Source organism: Mycobacterium sp. 5-140-3-2 (assembly GCF_035666375.1).
GTDB classification, from domain to species: domain Bacteria; phylum Actinomycetota; class Actinomycetes; order Mycobacteriales; family Mycobacteriaceae; genus Mycobacterium; species Mycobacterium intracellulare.
In genome coordinates this window covers 3,211,582-3,228,142 of sequence record NZ_CP142025.1, presented here as the reverse complement: position 1 = coordinate 3,228,142, position 16,561 = coordinate 3,211,582, and the positions used below count along the sequence as shown (strand labels likewise).

Annotated in this window: 14 protein-coding genes; 7 read left to right on the top strand and 7 right to left on the bottom strand. The window is 68.3% G+C overall.

Annotated elements, in window-relative coordinates:
* Nucleotides 1–13: 13 nt before the first annotated feature.
* Nucleotides 14–1,384, bottom strand: a complete 1,371-nt coding sequence (locus P6281_RS14905; protein ID WP_009954195.1) for a cytochrome P450 — start codon at nt 1,382–1,384, stop codon at nt 14–16.
* Nucleotides 1,385–1,657: 273 nt separating this feature from the next.
* Between P6281_RS14905 and P6281_RS14900 the strand changes: the two genes are divergently transcribed.
* On the top strand, nt 1,658–2,500 hold the full coding sequence (locus P6281_RS14900; protein ID WP_225324252.1) for a class I SAM-dependent methyltransferase: 843 nt from the start codon (nt 1,658–1,660) through the stop codon (nt 2,498–2,500).
* A gap of 40 nt (nt 2,501–2,540) precedes the next feature.
* On the opposite strand, the gene P6281_RS14895 is transcribed toward P6281_RS14900, so the two are convergent.
* The 5 genes from P6281_RS14895 to lysX all read right to left on the bottom strand — a co-directional run bounded on the left by P6281_RS14895 (nt 2,541) and on the right by lysX (nt 10,868).
* Nucleotides 2,541–4,673, bottom strand: a complete 2,133-nt coding sequence (locus P6281_RS14895) for an Rv1355c family protein (protein ID WP_014380337.1) — start codon at nt 4,671–4,673, stop codon at nt 2,541–2,543.
* A gap of 60 nt (nt 4,674–4,733) precedes the next feature.
* Entirely contained in the window at nt 4,734–5,399 is a 666-nt protein-coding gene (locus P6281_RS14890) for a TetR/AcrR family transcriptional regulator (protein ID WP_014380336.1), read from the bottom strand.
* 135 nt (nt 5,400–5,534) lie between these two features.
* Entirely contained in the window at nt 5,535–5,954 is a 420-nt protein-coding gene (locus P6281_RS14885; protein ID WP_026071355.1) for a DUF6653 family protein, read from the bottom strand.
* A gap of 4 nt (nt 5,955–5,958) precedes the next feature.
* Nucleotides 5,959–7,437, bottom strand: a complete 1,479-nt coding sequence (locus P6281_RS14880) for an alpha/beta hydrolase (RefSeq protein ID WP_026071356.1) — start codon at nt 7,435–7,437, stop codon at nt 5,959–5,961.
* 77 nt (nt 7,438–7,514) lie between these two features.
* Nucleotides 7,515–10,868: a bifunctional lysylphosphatidylglycerol synthetase/lysine--tRNA ligase LysX gene (lysX, locus tag P6281_RS14875; protein ID WP_372457224.1), complete on the bottom strand. Its 3,354-nt coding sequence runs from the start codon at nt 10,866–10,868 to the stop codon at nt 7,515–7,517.
* Nucleotides 10,869–11,328: 460 nt separating this feature from the next.
* On the opposite strand from lysX, the gene infC reads away from it, so the two are divergent.
* From infC to P6281_RS14855, 4 genes are all read left to right on the top strand, one after another.
* The gene (gene infC, locus P6281_RS14870) at nt 11,329–11,934 is read left to right on the top strand and encodes a translation initiation factor IF-3 (protein WP_026071357.1); all 606 of its coding nucleotides are present in this window, start codon (nt 11,329–11,331) and stop codon (nt 11,932–11,934) included.
* A gap of 50 nt (nt 11,935–11,984) precedes the next feature.
* A complete protein-coding gene (rpmI, locus tag P6281_RS14865; protein WP_008257635.1) occupies nt 11,985–12,179 on the top strand; it encodes a 50S ribosomal protein L35 in 195 nt (64 codons plus the stop codon).
* Nucleotides 12,180–12,267: 88 nt separating this feature from the next.
* Complete coding sequence (gene rplT, locus P6281_RS14860; protein WP_008257634.1) at nt 12,268–12,663, top strand: 50S ribosomal protein L20; 396 nt, start codon at nt 12,268–12,270, stop codon at nt 12,661–12,663.
* A gap of 30 nt (nt 12,664–12,693) precedes the next feature.
* Nucleotides 12,694–13,485 carry a TrmH family RNA methyltransferase gene (locus P6281_RS14855; RefSeq protein ID WP_085978378.1) on the top strand — a complete coding sequence of 264 codons (792 nt, stop codon included), beginning with the start codon at nt 12,694–12,696 and terminating at the stop codon, nt 13,483–13,485.
* On the opposite strand, the gene P6281_RS14850 is transcribed toward P6281_RS14855, so the two are convergent.
* Nucleotides 13,472–14,539: an oxygenase MpaB family protein gene (locus P6281_RS14850; protein ID WP_008257632.1), complete on the bottom strand. Its 1,068-nt coding sequence runs from the start codon at nt 14,537–14,539 to the stop codon at nt 13,472–13,474. The genes P6281_RS14855 and P6281_RS14850 overlap by 14 nt on opposite strands.
* Before the next feature lie 201 nt (nt 14,540–14,740).
* On the opposite strand from P6281_RS14850, the gene P6281_RS14845 reads away from it, so the two are divergent.
* Together P6281_RS14845 and P6281_RS14840 are read left to right on the top strand one after the other, a co-directional pair.
* Nucleotides 14,741–15,661 (top strand): adenylate/guanylate cyclase domain-containing protein, encoded by a 921-nt coding sequence (locus tag P6281_RS14845; protein ID WP_014380329.1) that lies wholly within the window; start codon nt 14,741–14,743, stop codon nt 15,659–15,661.
* A 9-nt stretch (nt 15,662–15,670) separates the two neighbouring features.
* Nucleotides 15,671–16,489 carry a rhomboid-like protein gene (locus P6281_RS14840; RefSeq protein WP_020188598.1) on the top strand — a complete coding sequence of 273 codons (819 nt, stop codon included), beginning with the start codon at nt 15,671–15,673 and terminating at the stop codon, nt 16,487–16,489.
* Nucleotides 16,490–16,561: the final 72 nt, after the last annotated feature.

Here is a 16,561-nt window from a genome sequence, read left to right as displayed (position 1 = left end):
GCGGCGGGCTGGGTTAGCGGCGCGGTCGGACGCGCGCGCGGATCGGACCGCCGGCGATCATGGTGAAGTGCAACGCGAGCGGAAATTCGTCGTCGAGTGAGCGAATTTCGACTCCCCGGATGAGTGTCGCCAAGGCGAGTGTGACTTCGAGCATGGCGAAATGGTCGCCGATGCACGAGCGGGGGCCGCCGCCGAAGGGCACGTATTGCCACCGATCGAGAGCCTTGAAGTTCTCCGGGCTGAATCGTTCCGGGTCGAATCGAAGCGGGTCGTCCCAAAGCTGCGGGTCGCGTTGTACGGCCATTCGCCCCACGATGAGCATCGTGCCCTTGGGCACCCGGTAGCCGCCGACTTGGACGTCGCGGGATGCCATGCGTGTCCCCGTAGGCGCCGGGGGGCACAGGCGCAACGATTCCCGTATGACCTGCACCGTGTAGCCGAGCTGTGGAATGTCGTCGGACGTCAGCGGCCGATCCGGCAGGGCCGCGACTTCCGCGGCCACGCGGTTCTGGCAATCGGTGTGGTGTCCCAGAGACCACAGCGCATACGTCAACGCGGTCGTCGTGGTGTCGTGGCCGGCGAAGAGGAACATGACGAGCTCGTCGCAAATCTCGTCATCGGACAACCGTTTTCCGGTTTCTGGATCCTCGGCGGCGAGCAGGGCATGGACCAGGGGCGCGACTCGTGTCGGATCGGCGCGACAGTCCCGCAGGATCTCCCGTGTCAGCGCGTGAAGTTTGGCGCTCGCCGCTCGCGCGCGATGACGCGCGGGTGTGGGCAACCAGCGCGGCGCACGGAGTGGGCGCGTCGCGCGCCTGACCGCGTAGGCCAACGCGATTCGCAGTGGCTCGACGACCTCGTCGGCCCGTTGTTCCAGGTCGAGCCCGAGCACCGATCGGCCCAGCGCGCGCAACGTGATCGTGCGGCATTCGGCGTCCAAATCGATCAGGGCGTCCTCGTGCCAGCTTTCGCTCACCGATTGCGCCGCCTGCTCCATGTGGCCGCCGAACTCGCTCACCCGCTGCTTGGTGAACACCGGCTGTAGGGTGCGCCGGCGTGGCTTCCATTGCTCGAAGGGAAGATCGGTGAGGCTGGCGCCGATGACGCGGCGCACTTGGTCGAAGACCGGGGTGGTCTTGTCCACGGAATCGTCTTTGGTGCTGAGGATGTCGCGGATGGCCTCCGGAGACGTCGCCAACACCATCGGGGGCATCAGCCATCGCGGCCCTAACTTGAACGACGTCACCCGCCCGCCGGCGTCACGCAGCCGTTCGGTTCCCGTGCTGAATTCCCGTACCGCCGCGAGGCGCTGACGGTAAGGCATCGGATTCACCGGCGGCAGGGGCAGGCATTCGATGCCGTCACTTGCAAGGGCCTGAACCACGCCTACCTCCTGCGGAAATGCTGTTGCCTACGCCGGTCGAACGACCGCGCAGGCCGAAAGCTTGCCGGCCCCCGCTGACCGGACAAGTATTCCAGGACGTCCGTTTCGACGCAGCGAAATTCAACGGGACGCCGGTGCAGACTGCGCGGACAGGTTAATAATCATTTGCGACACTTCGGCCGGGTAGCTGACTGCCGCCAGAGCCTGACGAGAAATCGATCATGCGGACCCCATGAAAGGTTGAGGGTGAAGAGAATTCGGCCGCTGTGGCGAATGCCTGGGATCGTTTTGCGTGAGCGGTCGCATCCGCCGGGGCGGGAGCGCATTCCTGAGCCGATGGTGGTGGACGATCCGGAGTCCGTCGCACAGTTCCACACCGGTGGCGCATCCAACCCCGGCATGTGCGCGGTGTACGACTTGTGCGCTCGCGCGCTTGATGCGCTGCTGCCTCCAGGCGGCCGCCTGCTGGATCTCGGCGTCGGCTCCGGTCGTGCGTTGAGCGCCGTCCTGCGCCGACGACCCGACGTTCGGGCCACAGCCGTCGATCTCGCCCCCAACATGCTGTCCACGGCGCGGGCGCTGTTCGACGCCGAAGGGATCGGAGAACGTGTCGAACTGCGTCGGGAGGACATCACCGCGTTGCCGGAGCGGGTTTCAACGGCCCCGTGGGACGCCGTCTCGTGCATGTGGACCTTGCATCAGCTACCCGATTTCGACACCTTGCGCGGCGCCCTTCGACAGATCGAAGCGATCCAACGCCGCAGTGGGGCCGCAGTGTGGATTTCCGATTTTCAGCGACTCCGGGACCCGGCGGCCGCCCCCAGCATGCTGGCGATCGCCGACCCCGACTCGCCGGCCGTCCTGCGCCAAGACGCCATTGCGAGCGAGGCGGCGGCGTTCACCATCGCGGAACTGTCGAATGAGCTTGCCGCAGCGGGTCTGCAAGCAATGCACCGCGGTCATTCGACACCGGTGCCCTACCTGCAGGCGTACTGGATGTACGGGGCGCGCGGCGGACCGAGCGCGCTGACCGGCGCGCGGGACCCTCGGCTGAGTCGTCAAGCCCGCCGCGAGTCGGCTTTGTTGCGATGGGGATTCACGGCGAAACCGTTCTGAGGTCCGATGGCCCCGGCGCGCTCGTCGCACGACGGGCGCATCACGGGCGCCCCGAACGGACCCGGCTCGGGCTGCGGCGACTGGACACCGACGGTGGCGGCGCGGAGGCCAAGCGCAAGACCAGCACGATCGATTCCTCGGGATCGGTCGCGATCAGGCGCGCAAATCCGTCTTGTAATCGGGCTAATTCGTCGCCGAAAGCGGCCGATAACTCATTGAGATCAGCAGCATTCCGCGCATGCAGAAAGACCGGCGACAGCGGCCTGACGGCGAGGCCTTCGCGCTGGGCAACGATCCATACCGCCTCGACCGCCGACCCGCCGCGGGCGTAGTCACGGAGGCGCCCCCCGGTCACGGTGAGCACGGCCAGGGCGGAGCCGGCGAGGACTTCGTCGCGCATCCCGTCGCCCAGCGCGCTGCCGGCGTCCCATTCCGCAAGATAAGCCATGACGTCGGCCCGGCGCACGATATCCATCAGCGCCAAGTCGCTGGCGTCGAGTTCGAGCGAGCGCACGTCGATACCGGTGTCGGGGTCGGGGTCTCCGGGCCAGCGCAGTTCCGAGACCATCTCCGCGTGCAGATGCGGCGTCAAGTACCGGATGCGGTCGGCCGCGCCGAAAATCGTTGCGGCCCGCGAAAGCTCGTCTCGCCCGGTGAGCAGGTGCAGGCGTGCGCCCTCCCGCTCGGCCGTGACGGTGAGTAACTTGGTCGTCTGATCGTCGAGCGGTTGAGGTGTGCCGCGATGCCGGTTGGTCTCCCGCACGATCATCGGTTCATAGAGATCGGCCAGGGCCGGGTCGCTGCCGGTTCCAAAGTGCATGGTGGCCCGCAGCGGAGACCCGGCGCCGTCTTCGGATACGGTCACCGGGCCGAGCACCCCGCGGGCGGCGGCGGCGATTCTGACGTTGTACAGCGCCGCGCCCACCGCGACGGCGCTGCCGCGGAAGCCCACGTCCATCGTCGAAGTATGTTCTGTGGCAATGCTTATGGTGAGCTCGGTCGGTTGCGCGTCGATGCGCCACGGCTGACTGTTTCCGCCCGAGGGGGCGCGCATGGCGGCGGCGACAATCGTGTCGTCGACCGCGGGGGCCGCCGGGTCGTCTCCCTGGTCGTTGTCACGCGCAGGGCGATGCTGGGCCGCGTCGACCTCGCGCAGCTGGTCGAGCGCCCAGCCTGTGTCGATGCGGCACCGGCCGGATCGAAGCTGTTCGCCCAGTCCGATTCTGCGGACGGCCTCGGCCAGGGCCGAGGCGCCCACAATGACATCGGATGCCAGCTGCGGCCACGTCGACAGCGACCGGTCGATCTCGATGAGCGATGCGGCGGTGCGCGGCGAGATGTGCTCGGCTTCGTCGTAACGCAGCATGTGAGGGAGCTTGTCCCGGGTACTCATGCCTGCCACCAGCTCGACGTCGAGCCCGTCCAGCAATCCGTGCATGATCGGGCGTTCGGGATGTTGATCGAAGCGTTCAACATCGACCCGCCCCCGGTCGCTGGTCGCCATCAACACGGGGATACGCCTGTCACGGGCCGCCAGCCGCAAGGCGACCTTCATGTCGAGCGAATCGCATTCTTCGACGGCGATGTCCAGTCCATCCAAGAACGCATCGATGGTGTCTGCGGTGATTCCGGTGTCGAGCACATCCACCGCCAGGTAGGGATCGAGCTCGGCGATCCTGCGCGCCGCCACCTGAGCTTTGTTCAACCCGAGGTCGAACACAGTGGCCGGCACCCGATTCAGATTCGATAGTTCCAAATGATCGAAATCCGCCAGGCGAAGCCGGCCACACAATCCCTGGACCGCCAGGGTGTGCGCGATGACATGCCCGACGCTCAGGCCGGCGACGCCAATGGTCAGCGAGCTGAGCCTGGCCTGTTCCGCAATGGTGATGTTGTTCCTGTTGCGATCAAGTCGTAACGCCCGAAACCCCCGCGGCCCCAACACCGCAACGACGGCGCGCCGCCACGGGTAGTACGCCCACCGGGTTCCCTCGCCGAGGAGGGTCGAATCCGGTGGCGGGTGGAGGCCGCGCAGATTGGCCAGCTGCGCGTCGAGCCGGTCGACGACCTCGACGGTGGGATCGGTTCGAAGTCGGTCCAGTACCAGACGATCGCCGGGCTCTTCGGGGTCGAGAATTTGTGCGCTATGCGCGGTTACCGTGCGCTCGTCCATGGTGTTTCGTGTATAGCACCTGACCGGCGTGCCGGCCGTCTTAACGCTGCGTTTGGCCGCTCACCGGGCGATGACGTCCTTGTCCTGCAGCTCGGTTTCCTCGGCGAATTGCCCGCGCCGTATCAGGCTCGTGACCGCGGCGTCCCACCGTCGCAGCTGTGGCGCGCTGAAGAACGACTCACCCAGGTAAAGCTCGATGTAGGGATGCAGAATGATGGCGCCAATGCGCAGGATGAGCGGGTTGAGCACCCCCCAATCGGGATCGAGGTCGGGCCGAAGCTTGCCCTGTTGCCCGAACTGATCACCCTGCCCCGCGCTGATACCCACCAGACCGGTGAAGATGACCGAACCCAATGCGCCACCCTCGGCGAGCGCACGCCCGAGGTAGGACATCACATCGGGACGTTCGACCATCAGCGCGGTCAGCCGCCGCCCTGCCTCGTTGAGATTGTCGGACGGCGGTTCGGGCAGCGTAGCGGGTTCCAATGCCTCACTCACCGTTTGCAGGACGTATTGATCGACGGCGGCGCTCAGCGCGGCCTTGGTGCGAAAGTGGTGCTGTACCAGCCCAATCGAAACGTCCGCGGTCTCGGCGACCGCGCGCAACGTCGTGGCGGCGATGCCGCGAACGGCAAAGCAGCTCAGCGCGGCGTCGCGAATCCGCTCCTTGGGCGAAGGGTCTGCTGGAGGGGGCGGGTCGTACGGAAACAGCCGGGTGGGTCCCACGGCCGGACAATACACCCGCATCGCCTCACGATACGGAGGTATCGGATAACCATACCTGCGTATCGTCACCGCGCTTACGTGGCGGCTGCCGTCCTCGGCGACGAACGGTGTTCTCGCCCACAAGGTCCCGTGAGGCTACCGCGCCCGCCGCTCGAGATACCGGACCATCTGCTGCCAGTACACCAGGGTCAGCGCCATCTGCACGGCGACCGCGATCAGCGCCGGCCGCAGCCGGTGGCGGCGGGCGGCGAGCACCGCGCCCAACGCGGCGGCCGACGTCGCCGCGCTGACCAACGCCGCCGCATCGCGGGGGCGACGACTGATCCACAGCTCCTCGCCCAGCATCGCCCGCGTCGACCATGCGCGGTGATGGGCGGGCTTGCCGAAAACGAACGGGTTCGCGGCCAGCCACAGCGCGATCCACGCCGCGTGGCTCCACCGCCGCGTCCACGGCGGCACCAGGATCAACGGCGTGCTCGCCCACCGGCTCCACGCGCTCCACGGATGGCAGTGCCGCGCGAAGACCGCACGCCGAACGCGCGCAACGGATACCACCGAGCTACCGCATCGCGGTCTTGGAACGTTCGGCCGGAACGACGACCGGGGCGCCGGCGGCCGGGGCGGAGGGCAACGGCGTCCGCGAAATGCCCGGGGTGCCCAGCGCTCCGGCCAGCCAGGGCAGCGCGGCGGCGAACACGCGGTCCGCGAACGGCCAATCGTGCCGGCCGGGCTGCGGAACGACGGCGCAGTCGATTCCGTTGGCGCGGCCGAGCGCGCACAGCGAATAGGCGGCCGCGGTCTGATTGGCGGGGTTGGCGGCCGCCTCGCGTCCGGCCAGACGGATGGCGCCGCTGTCGGTCAATGTGATGTCCCGGCGCGCCGTCGGCGGACCGTCCGACGAAATCGCGAACCAGCCGGCGACGTCGCGGTACGGCCCATGCCGGGTGATCACCGTGGACGGATCGAAAGCCGCCCAGGCATCGGCGTTTCCGCCGAACAGCCGGGTGATGGTCTGGGCCTTGTTGCCGGCATTGGGGAAGAAGTCGCCGGCGACGTCGACGAACGCGCTGAACATATCGGGATGCATGACGGTCAAGTCCACGGCGCAGGTCCCGCCCATGGACCAGCCCGCCACACCCCAGTTGGACCGCAGCGGGCTGACACCGAACGCCGAAACCATATAGGGCACGACGTCTTTGGTGAGGTGGTCGGCGGCGTTGCCCCGAACCCCGTTGACGCATTCGGTGTCGTTGTTGAAGGCGCCGCCGGAGTCCACGAACACGAATACCGGCGCCTTGCCGTCGTGCGCGGCCGCGAAGTCATCGATCGTCTTGACCGCGTTGCCCGCACGGGTCCAGTCCGCCGGCGTGTTGAACTGCCCGCCGATCATCATCACGGTCGGCAACGGCGGCGGCGGGGACGTGGCGAACCATTCGGGCGGCAGGTACACGAGCTCGCCACGGTGTTTGAAGTGCGACCCGTCCGAGGGGATCGCGACGGGCACCACGGTGCCGTGCGGTGGCCGGGTTCCCTTGGCGGCCATGGCGGTAACGGTCGCCTGGTCGGTCTGATCGGGCAGCGGGCCCGACGTCAGCTGGCTCCACGCGGACTGGACGGTGGGGAAGTAGCCCACCCACAGGTTGAGCACCAGCGCCGCGCTCAGCAAGCACAACGGCACGGCCAGCATCCCCGCGCCGCGCCGCCAGCGGCGCGCGCTGCCCCAGCCCAGCACCAGCACCGCCGCCGCCACGCCCGTCAGCGCGATCCACACCCACAGCGCCGTCGGCGCCGGCTCCTCGGAGAGTCCATGGTCGACGACGTACCAGTGGGTCAGGTAGGCGGCGGCGCCGCCGCTCAGCGCCGCCACCGGCATCCGCACCGCGCGCCAGCGACGCGACCGCCACCCGACCGCCAACGTCAGCACGACGGCGGCCAGCACCTGGATCGTCGTCGGCACCCAGCCATGCATCAGCGAGGTGTGACTAAGGGCCAGGAACTGCGCGGGCGCACCGTTCGTCGAGGCTGTCACGTGAGTCATTGTGATCTATTGTTTACCGGCCCGGAACCTGTTTGCCTAATGTTCGCCCACTACGAGCGCAGTGTTGCTGACCTCGATCAATGGGGTTTGGCCAGCGGGAACGGCAGCGTCTCCCGGATGCTGCGACCCGTTATGAGCATGACGAGGCGATCGACGCCCATCCCGAGTCCGCCGGTGGGCGGCATCGCGTATTCCATCGCCTGCAGGAAGTCTTCGTCGAGCTCCATCGCCTCGGGATCCCCACCCGCGGCCAACAGCGACTGCTCCTGCAGGCGGCGACGCTGTTCCACCGGATCGGTGAGCTCGCTGTAGGCGGTGGCCAGCTCGACACCCCACGCCACCAGGTCCCACCGCTCGGCGACGCCGGGCTCGCTGCGATGCGGGCGGGTCAGTGGCGACACCGACGTCGGGAAGTCGATATAGAACGTCGGCTCCTCGGTCCGGTCCTCGACCAGATGCTCGTACAGCTCCAGCACCACCGCCCCGGCGTCCCAGTGCGCCCGATACGGAATGTGCGCGGCATCCGACAGCTTGCGCAGCGCGGGCAGCGGCGTGGCGGGGTCGATGTGCTCGCCGAGTGCTTCGGAGACGGCGTCGTACACGGTCTTGACCGCCCACACGCCGGAGATGTCGACCGGCTTGAGGCCGCCACCGGTGCCTTGGTCGCGGGGGCGCATGACGGCCTGCTCGCCGTGGGCGGCCTCGGCGGCGTTCTGGATCAGCTCGCGGCACCCGTCGATCCAGACCTTGTAGTCGGCGTGCGCCTGATACGCCTCCAGGAGGGTGAACTCCGGGTTGTGGCTGAAGTCCACGCCCTCGTTGCGGAAGGCCCGGCCCAGCTCGAAGACCCGCTCGACGCCGCCGACGCATAACCGCTTGAGGTAGAGCTCCGGCGCGATCCGCAGGAACAGGTCCATGTCGTAGGTGTTGATGTGCGTGACGAACGGCCGGGCGGTGGCTCCGCCGTGGATCTGCTGCAGGATCGGGGTCTCGACTTCGATGAACCCCTTGTCGAACAGCGTCTGCCGGACCGAGCGCAACACCTCGCTGCGTGCCGTGATCAATTCGCGAGACTCGGGATTGACCGCCAGGTCGACGTAGCGGGTCCGCACCCGGGCCTCCGGATCGGTGAGCCCCTTCCACTTGTTGGGCAACGGCCGCAAGCACTTACCGATCATCCGCCAGTCGCCGACGATCAGCGAGCGGGTTCCCTTCTTGGAAAAGCCCATGTGGCCGGAGACCTCGACCAAGTCGCCAAGATCGATGGCCGCCGTGAAGTCGGCCGTTCGCCCGCGCTGCAACTGCGAATTGTCCAGCAGCACTTGCATTTCCCCCGACCAGTCACGAAGGTGGGCGAATAGCACCCCGCCGTAGTCGCGTATTCGCAGTATCCGGCCGGAGACGGTGATCGTCTCCCGGTCGTCCGTGTCGAGCGCCGCGGCGACGGTGTGACTGGGCGGATGGCCCACCGGATACGCGTCGATGCCCTTGCGCCGCAACACCTTCAACTTGGCCAGGCGCACCCGAACCTGCTCGGGCAGCCGGGATCTCGCCTCTTCCTCGTCGGCCGACTCCTGGCGCCTCTGCAGCCCGCTGACGTCCGGCGCGCTCCCGTCGTGGTGCAGCAGCCCGGACGCGGCCAGCCGGGCGGGGACGGCCGGGTGGTGACCCGTGTGCGGCTTGCGCCGGCCGAACGGCAGGACGAGGAAGCCCTCGGCCAGCGCCGAGGCGACCCCGACCCGCGGGATCAGGCGGGCGTCCTCGTAGCAGGCATACCGCGGCACCCATTCGGGCTGGTACTTCATGTTGGAGCGATACAGCGTCTCCAGCTGCCACCACCGCGAGAAGAACAGCAAAAACCCGCGCCACAGCCGCGCGACGGGGCCGGCGCCCAGTTGGGCACCCTGTTCGAAAGCCGAGCGGAACATCGCGAAGTTCAGTGAAATGCGGGTGATGCCAAGGTTTTCCGCGTTGAGTGCGAGGTCGCTGACCATCAGCTCGATGGTGCCGTTGGGGGACTGGGGCGATCGGCGCATCAGGTCCAGGGAGACGCCGGTGGTTCCCCACGGGACCAGCGACAGCATCGCGACGACGGCGCCGTCCCGGTCCAGGGCCTCGACCAGCAGGCAGTCCCCGTCGGCGGGGTCGCCGAGGCGGCCCAGCGCCATGGAAAACCCGCGCTCGGTTTGGGTGTCGCGCCACGCGTCGGCGCGGGTGATGGTGTCGGCCATCTCGTCGGCGCCGATGTCGCGGTGCCGCCGGATCCGCACGGTCAGGCCGGCCCGGCGGGCGCGGGTCACGGCCTGTCGGACTCCGCGCATGTCGGGGCCGGACAGCTTGAAGTCGGCGGTCCGCAGGATGGCCTCGTCGCCGAGCTCCAGCGCGTTCAGGCCGGCTTCGCGATATGTCCGCGCCCCCTGGGTGCTGGCGCCCATGACGCCGGGCGCCCAGCCGTAGGTTTGGCACAGACCCAGCCAGGCGTCGGCGGCCTGGGACCACGCCCGGGGATCGCCGATCGGGTCGCCGCTGGCCAGGCAGACGCCGACCTCGACCCGGTAGGTGATGGCGGCGCGCCCGCTCTGGGCGAAAACCACCGACTTGTCGCGGCGGGTGGCGAAGTAGCCCAGGGAGTCGTTCTTGCCGTACAGCTCGAGCAGCCCGCGGATGGCCGATTCGTCCTCGCCGGTGAGCGCGTTCTCCGCGCGCTGAGATTGAAAGAGCACGATCGTCGCCATGATCAGCGCGAGCGCGCCGAACAGACCGAAGATCGCGTTGAGGAACACGTGCGGCCGGCCGGTGAACAGGTCCGGATCGGCGAGCGCGAATCCGACCACCCGGTTGGCCACGTAGGGCAGGCGATCCGGGCGGGCCAGCGTTCCGGGGAACAACTCGACCAGGCCCCAGGACACCAAGATCCCCACCACATCGCCGGCCACCAGCACGCCGGCCGCCTTGACCAGCGCGCCCCGGCGGACCTTGGCCCAGAACTCCCGATAGGCCAACACCAGCAGGACGATCGCGACGATGTGCAGGGCGAACCCGAGATTCTCGCCCAAGATCTCGGCGGCGGTGTTGTCCCCGGCGGCGATATCGGCGGCGTTCAGGCCGGCGGCGAGAATCATGTTGCCCAGCAACAGCAGCCAGGCGATCCGCTTGCGCGCGGTCAGGGCCGCGGCCAACAAGGCCAACACGAACGACCACGCGATGCTGGTGTCGGGGAAGTTGAACAGATAGTCGTTGATGAACTCGCGCGGAACCTTGATCAGGTAACGGATCAGGGGGGACACACTGCCCAGCAGCGACACGGTGGCGATGACACCCACGGTCCATCCGGCCGCCGCGGGCACCCAGCGATACCGCGAGTTCGATCGGCTACGGGGCCCCAAGTGCGGCCCCGAACGGGGGCCTGAACGAGGAGAAGCGAGTGTCACAGACCGCGAGGATATGCCCTCAATCCGTGAAAAGCTTGCCGAAGCGCTAAGAGTGGCGGGCGCGAGTTTGCACGCGTTTTTCGGGGCCGGTCGGTGGCCGGCGCGGCGCCGCCGACCGGCCGAAGTGCTAAAAGGCACCTCAAGGCTGCTAAACTGACGCCTGCGACCATCCCGGCGAACGCCAGGAACAGTTAAGTGGAGTCCCACTCCCACCGCGAACCGACGAGATCCCTGTGCGGATCTGCGGAAGGTTCGACGGTCCGGTCACAGGCAGCGCGTATGCCTGTTCCGCGTCCAGCGCGGGCGGCCCGAGTAGCCCTCGGCCGCGATCGGTCGGCATTGGGCCCTGCTTGTGCAGGGCTTTTTTGCTCGTGGTGTGGTGTTTCCGCCGCTGCTTCCCGACGAACCCAGGCAACGGTCGTCACCGCAGGACATAGAGAAGCCCAACAAGGGAGGCCCCATCAGCACTGAGACCCGCGTCAACGAGCGCATCCGCGTACCTGAAGTCCGATTGATTGGCCCAGGGGGAGAGCAGGTAGGCATAGTGCGCATCGAAGACGCACTGCGCGTCGCTGCGGACGCCGATCTGGACCTTGTCGAAGTTGCCCCGAACGCCAGGCCGCCGGTCTGCAAGATCATGGACTACGGCAAGTTCAAATACGAAGCGGCGCAAAAGGCGCGCGAATCCCGCCGCAACCAGCAGCAGACCGTCGTCAAGGAACAAAAGCTGCGACCCAAGATCGACGATCACGACTACGAGACCAAAAAGGGCCACGTCATCCGCTTCCTGGAGGCGGGATCGAAGGTGAAGGTCACGATCATGTTCCGCGGACGTGAGCAGTCGCGGCCCGAGCTGGGCTATCGGTTGCTGCAGCGCCTGGGCGCGGACGTCGCCGAATACGGTTTCGTGGAGACGTCGGCCAAGCAGGACGGCCGCAACATGACGATGGTGCTGGCGCCGCACCGCGGCGCGAAGACCCGCGCCAGGGCGCGGCACCCCGAAGAGGTGGGGGGCGCAGCGGCACCGGATTCCGACGCCGCCGACGCCGAACCGTCGTCGAACTGACCTAGTCGAACTGACCTAATAACGAGAACCGAGCGAGAACCAGAGGAAACATGCCCAAAGCCAAGACCCATAGCGGGGCGTCAAAGCGCTTCCGGCGCACCGGAACCGGCAAGATCGTCCGGCAGAAGGCCAACCGCCGGCACCTGCTCGAGCACAAGCCGACGAAACGGACCCGGCGGCTCGACGGCCGCACCGTGGTGGCCGCCAACGACGCCCAGCGGATCAATCGGCTGCTGAACGGCTGATCACCACGCCGGCCAGACCCGCATCGCGAGCTGGCACGGCGAACCCATTTATCGACCCACTACGCATGAACGAGAGTAGGAACATCCAATGGCACGCGTGAAGCGGGCGGTCAACGCCCACAAGAAGAGGCGCAGCATTCTCAAGGCCTCGAAGGGCTATCGCGGCCAGCGATCCCGGCTCTACCGCAAAGCCAAAGAGCAGCAGCTGCATTCGCTGCAGTACGCCTATCGCGACCGCCGCGCGCGCAAGGGCGAGTTCCGCAAGCTGTGGATCTCGCGGATCAACGCGGCGGCGCGCGCCAACGACATCACCTACAACCGGCTGATCCAGGGCCTCAAGGCCGCCGGCGTGGAGGTGGACCGCAAGAACCTGGCCGACATCGCGGTCGCGGACCCGGCCGCCTTCACCGCGCTGGTCGACATCGCCCGCGCGGCGCTGCCCGAGGACGTCAACGCCCCCTCGGATTCGGGAGAAGCCGCCTAACCGGCCCGACCGAAGATGCCCGACCGGCAGGTGCTGACCGAACGTTCGGCCAGGGTCGCCGCGGCGGTCAAACTGCATCGCCACGTCGGGCGCCGTCGGGCGGGGCGTTTCCTCGCCGAAGGCCCGAACCTGGTCGAGGCGGCCTCGCGTCGCGGCCTGGTCCGCGACGTCTTTGTCACCGAGGTCGCCGAGCAGCGCCATGCGTCGTTGCTGGCGGGGCTGGACTGCCCGGTCCACCCGGTCACCGAGCGCGCCGCGAAGGCGCTCTCCGACACGGTCACCCCGGCGGGGCTGGTCGCGGTGTGCGACATGCCGGCGACCCGCCTCGACGACGTGCTGGCGGGCGCGCCGCAGCTGCTCGCGGTGGCCGTCGAGATCGGCGAGCCCGGCAATGCCGGCACCCTGATCCGCCTCGCGGACGCGATGGGCGCGGCGGGCGTGATCCTCGGCGGCCACAGCGTCGATCCGTACAACGGCAAATGCCTGCGCGCCTCGGCCGGCAGCATCTTCTGCGTCCCTGTCGTCGTCGCGCCGGACGCCCTCGCCGCCGTGGACGCGGTGCGTGCCGCGGGTCTGCAGGCGCTCGCCACCACCGTGGACGGTGAGCGACGGCTGGACGAGGCCGGCGAACTGCTGGGCAGGCCGACGGCGTGGCTGTTCGGGCCCGAATCCCACGGCCTGCCAAGCGAAATCGCGTCGGCGGCCGACCACCGGCTGCGCATCCCGATGTCCGGCGGCGCCGAGAGCCTGAATGTGGCGTCGGCCGCGGCCATCTGTCTGTACCAGAGCGCGCGGGCCCTGAAGCTGCCTACGCGGCCTTGACCGCGCGCTTCGGGCGGCCCCGCCCGGCGCGCAGGCCGGCCAGCGACAACGTCGTGTGCACCAGCGATCCGGCCCGCTCCAGCAGCGCCCGGGCGGGTTGCAGGGCGGGGTCGAACGGCAACTTGGGCGGCGGCGGGAAGTAGTGCATCGGCAGCCCGCGGCGGTCGCGCGGCGGCGCCATGAACGGCGGGGCCTCGACCAGCGGCGCGTCGCTGGGCAGCCGTCCCTCGGCGCGGCGGTAGGCGGCCAGCGCGCGCGGGTGCAGCCGGATCTCGTCGGGCACCGCCAGGAACGCGAGTTCGACGATCTTGCCGAACAATCGCAGCAACACCTCGTCACCCGGAGTCCAACGCATACCGGCTTTTTCGCGGACCGCGGGCTCGAACAGCCCGGCCGCGATCCAGCGCTGCCCGGCCACCAGCGGTTTGAAGATCTGGTCCCAGATCGGTGTCGGCATCAGCACGAACCTGGGTTTGGGAATGCGGATGTCGAAGATGTCGAGGACCGCCTGGTTGATCTCCAGCTCCTCGCGACCGACCCGCTCCCAGTACTCCTGGAATTCGTCCCACGACCCGGGCACCGGCCGCATGCTCATCCCGTACATCCGGTACCACTGCACGTGCTCGTCGAACAGCTGCCGCTTCTCGGCCTCGGTCAGGCCGCCGCAGAAGTACTCGGCCACCTTGACGATCAGCATGAAAAACGTGGCGTGCGCCCAGTAGAAGGTGTCGGGGTCGAGCGCGTGATAGCGGCGGCCCTCGGCGTCGACGCCCTTGATCGTGCGGTGGTAGCCCTTGATCTGCTGCCCGGTCTGGGCCGCGCGGTCGCCGTCGTAGACCACGCCCATGATCGGGTAGACCGACCGGGCCACCCGCTGCAGCGGCTCGCGCAGCAGGATCGAATGCTCCTCGACGGCGGCGCCCAGTTCGGGGTACATGTTCTGGATCGCACCGATCCACACGCCCATCATTCCGGTGCGCAGATCGCCAAAATACTTCCAGGTCAAAGAATCTGGTCCGAGCGGATCAGCGGGGGTAGTCGATCTGGCAGTCATCGCGGCCTCCTGCACCGATTGGCCTCACGATAACTTTTGACAACGAGTGTTGTCTACGATTTCGGTGATGTGTCCCCGCAGCTGTTATCGAGGTTCCACACCGGTGTGCCGCCACCGTGATCAGGCGGTGAGGTGCGACTTGTGACACACCCGCCGGGGCCGTCGTTGCCTGCCTCTGACGAAACCAAATAACCTGGCCAGGTGGAACTCGCGCGTCGCGATCTGAAGCCGGGCGAGCCCGACGAATCCCGCGCGGCGCACTCCGCTTCGCGGCGCACGCCGCTGTCGGTGCACAACGCGACCCAATGGCTGCACGGCCGCAATCACAGCCCCGGGGCGGTCGCCCTGGTCCGGCGGGCACGCCGGCTGTTGCCGGGGGACCCCGAGTTCGGCGATCCGTTGTCCACGGCCGGCGACGGCGGTCCGCGCGCCGCGGCGCGCGCGGCCGACCGGCTGCTGGGGGACCGCGACGCGGTGTCGCGTGAGGTCAGCCTCGGGGTGCTGCAGGTGTGGCAGGCGCTGACCGAAGGCGTTTCCCGCCGGCCGGCCAATCCGGAGGTGACGTTGGTCTTCACCGACCTGGTCGGGTTTTCGACGTGGTCCCTGCGGGCCGGCGACGACGCGGCGCTGGCGCTGTTGCGTCAGGTGGCGCGGGCCCTCGAGCCGCCGCTGCTCGACGCCGGCGGGCACATCGTCAAACGCATGGGTGACGGACTCATGGCCGTGTTCGGCGATCCGACGGTCGCCGTGCGGGCCGTGTTGGCCGCCAAGGAGGCGGTCGGATCGGTCGAGGTGGAGGGCTACACACCGCGGATGCGCGTGGGGATCCACACCGGACGACCGCAGCGGCTGGCCTCGGATTGGCTCGGCGTGGATGTGAATATCGCCGCACGAGTTATGGAACGGGCCACCAAAGGTGGAATCATGGTGTCGAGTTCAACGTTGGATCTCATACCGCAAAGCGAGTTGGACGCATTGGGCGTCGAGGCCAAGCGGACCCGCAAACCGGTTTTCGGGCCGAAGCCCGCCGGCCTGCCCGCCGATTTGGCGATATATCGCCTCAAGACTTTTAGGGAGTTGTCAGGCTCTGATGACACAGCCGAAACAAAACCGCAGCCATAATGGGTGCCAATGCTAGGGGGCATCGTGTCCCGGCTCGCCCGGGTCCAATTCACCGTGGGGTATGCGGCGCTGCTGCTTGCCATCAGCTGCGCCATCCTGGTGCTCGGCCCGGACGCACATGACGTCATCGTCGCCCGCGCCAGCACCAACCTGCACAACCTGGCCCACGGGCACCTCGGCACGCTGCTGGGCAGCGCGCTGGTCGTCGACGCCGGGCCGCTCTACTTCTGGCTGCCCTTCCTGACCTGCCTGCTGGCGCTGGCGGAGCTGCATTTGCGCACCATCCGGCTGGTGGTGGCGTTTCTCGTCGGCCACATCGGCGCGACGCTGCTGGTGGCCGCCGCCCTGGCCGGGGCGGTCGAATTCGGCTGGCTGCCCGTGTCGATCACCCGGGCGAGCGACGTCGGGATGAGCTACGGCGCGCTGGCGGTGCTCGGCGCGATGACGGCGGTGATCCCGTCGCGCTGGCGGGCCGCCTGGGTCGGCTGGTGGGTGGCGGCGGGCATCGCTTCGGCGATCGTCGGCGGCGACTTCACCGACGCCGGTCACACCGTCGCGGTGATCCTGGGCGTGCTCGTGTCGGCGCGGTTCCGGCAGCCGATCCACTGGACACCGGCGCGGTACCTGATGCTGGCGGCTTCCTCGGGCTTCGGTTTCCTGATGCTGGCCCACCACTGGGGGACCATGGCGGCGACCCCGGTGTTCGGTCTCCTCGGCGCCGTGGTCGCCTACGCGGGGGCGAAGTACGTCACCGGCCGGGGCCTGCCGGTCGCGCCGCTGGACGGCGACGACACGCTGCCCGGTCCGGCGCCGGCCGTCGCCGGCTGAGTCCCGCCGCGCAGTTGCCCAGCGCCCGCCGGGCGCCGCGGATCCGATCACTATGATCAGCAGTCGTCCCGT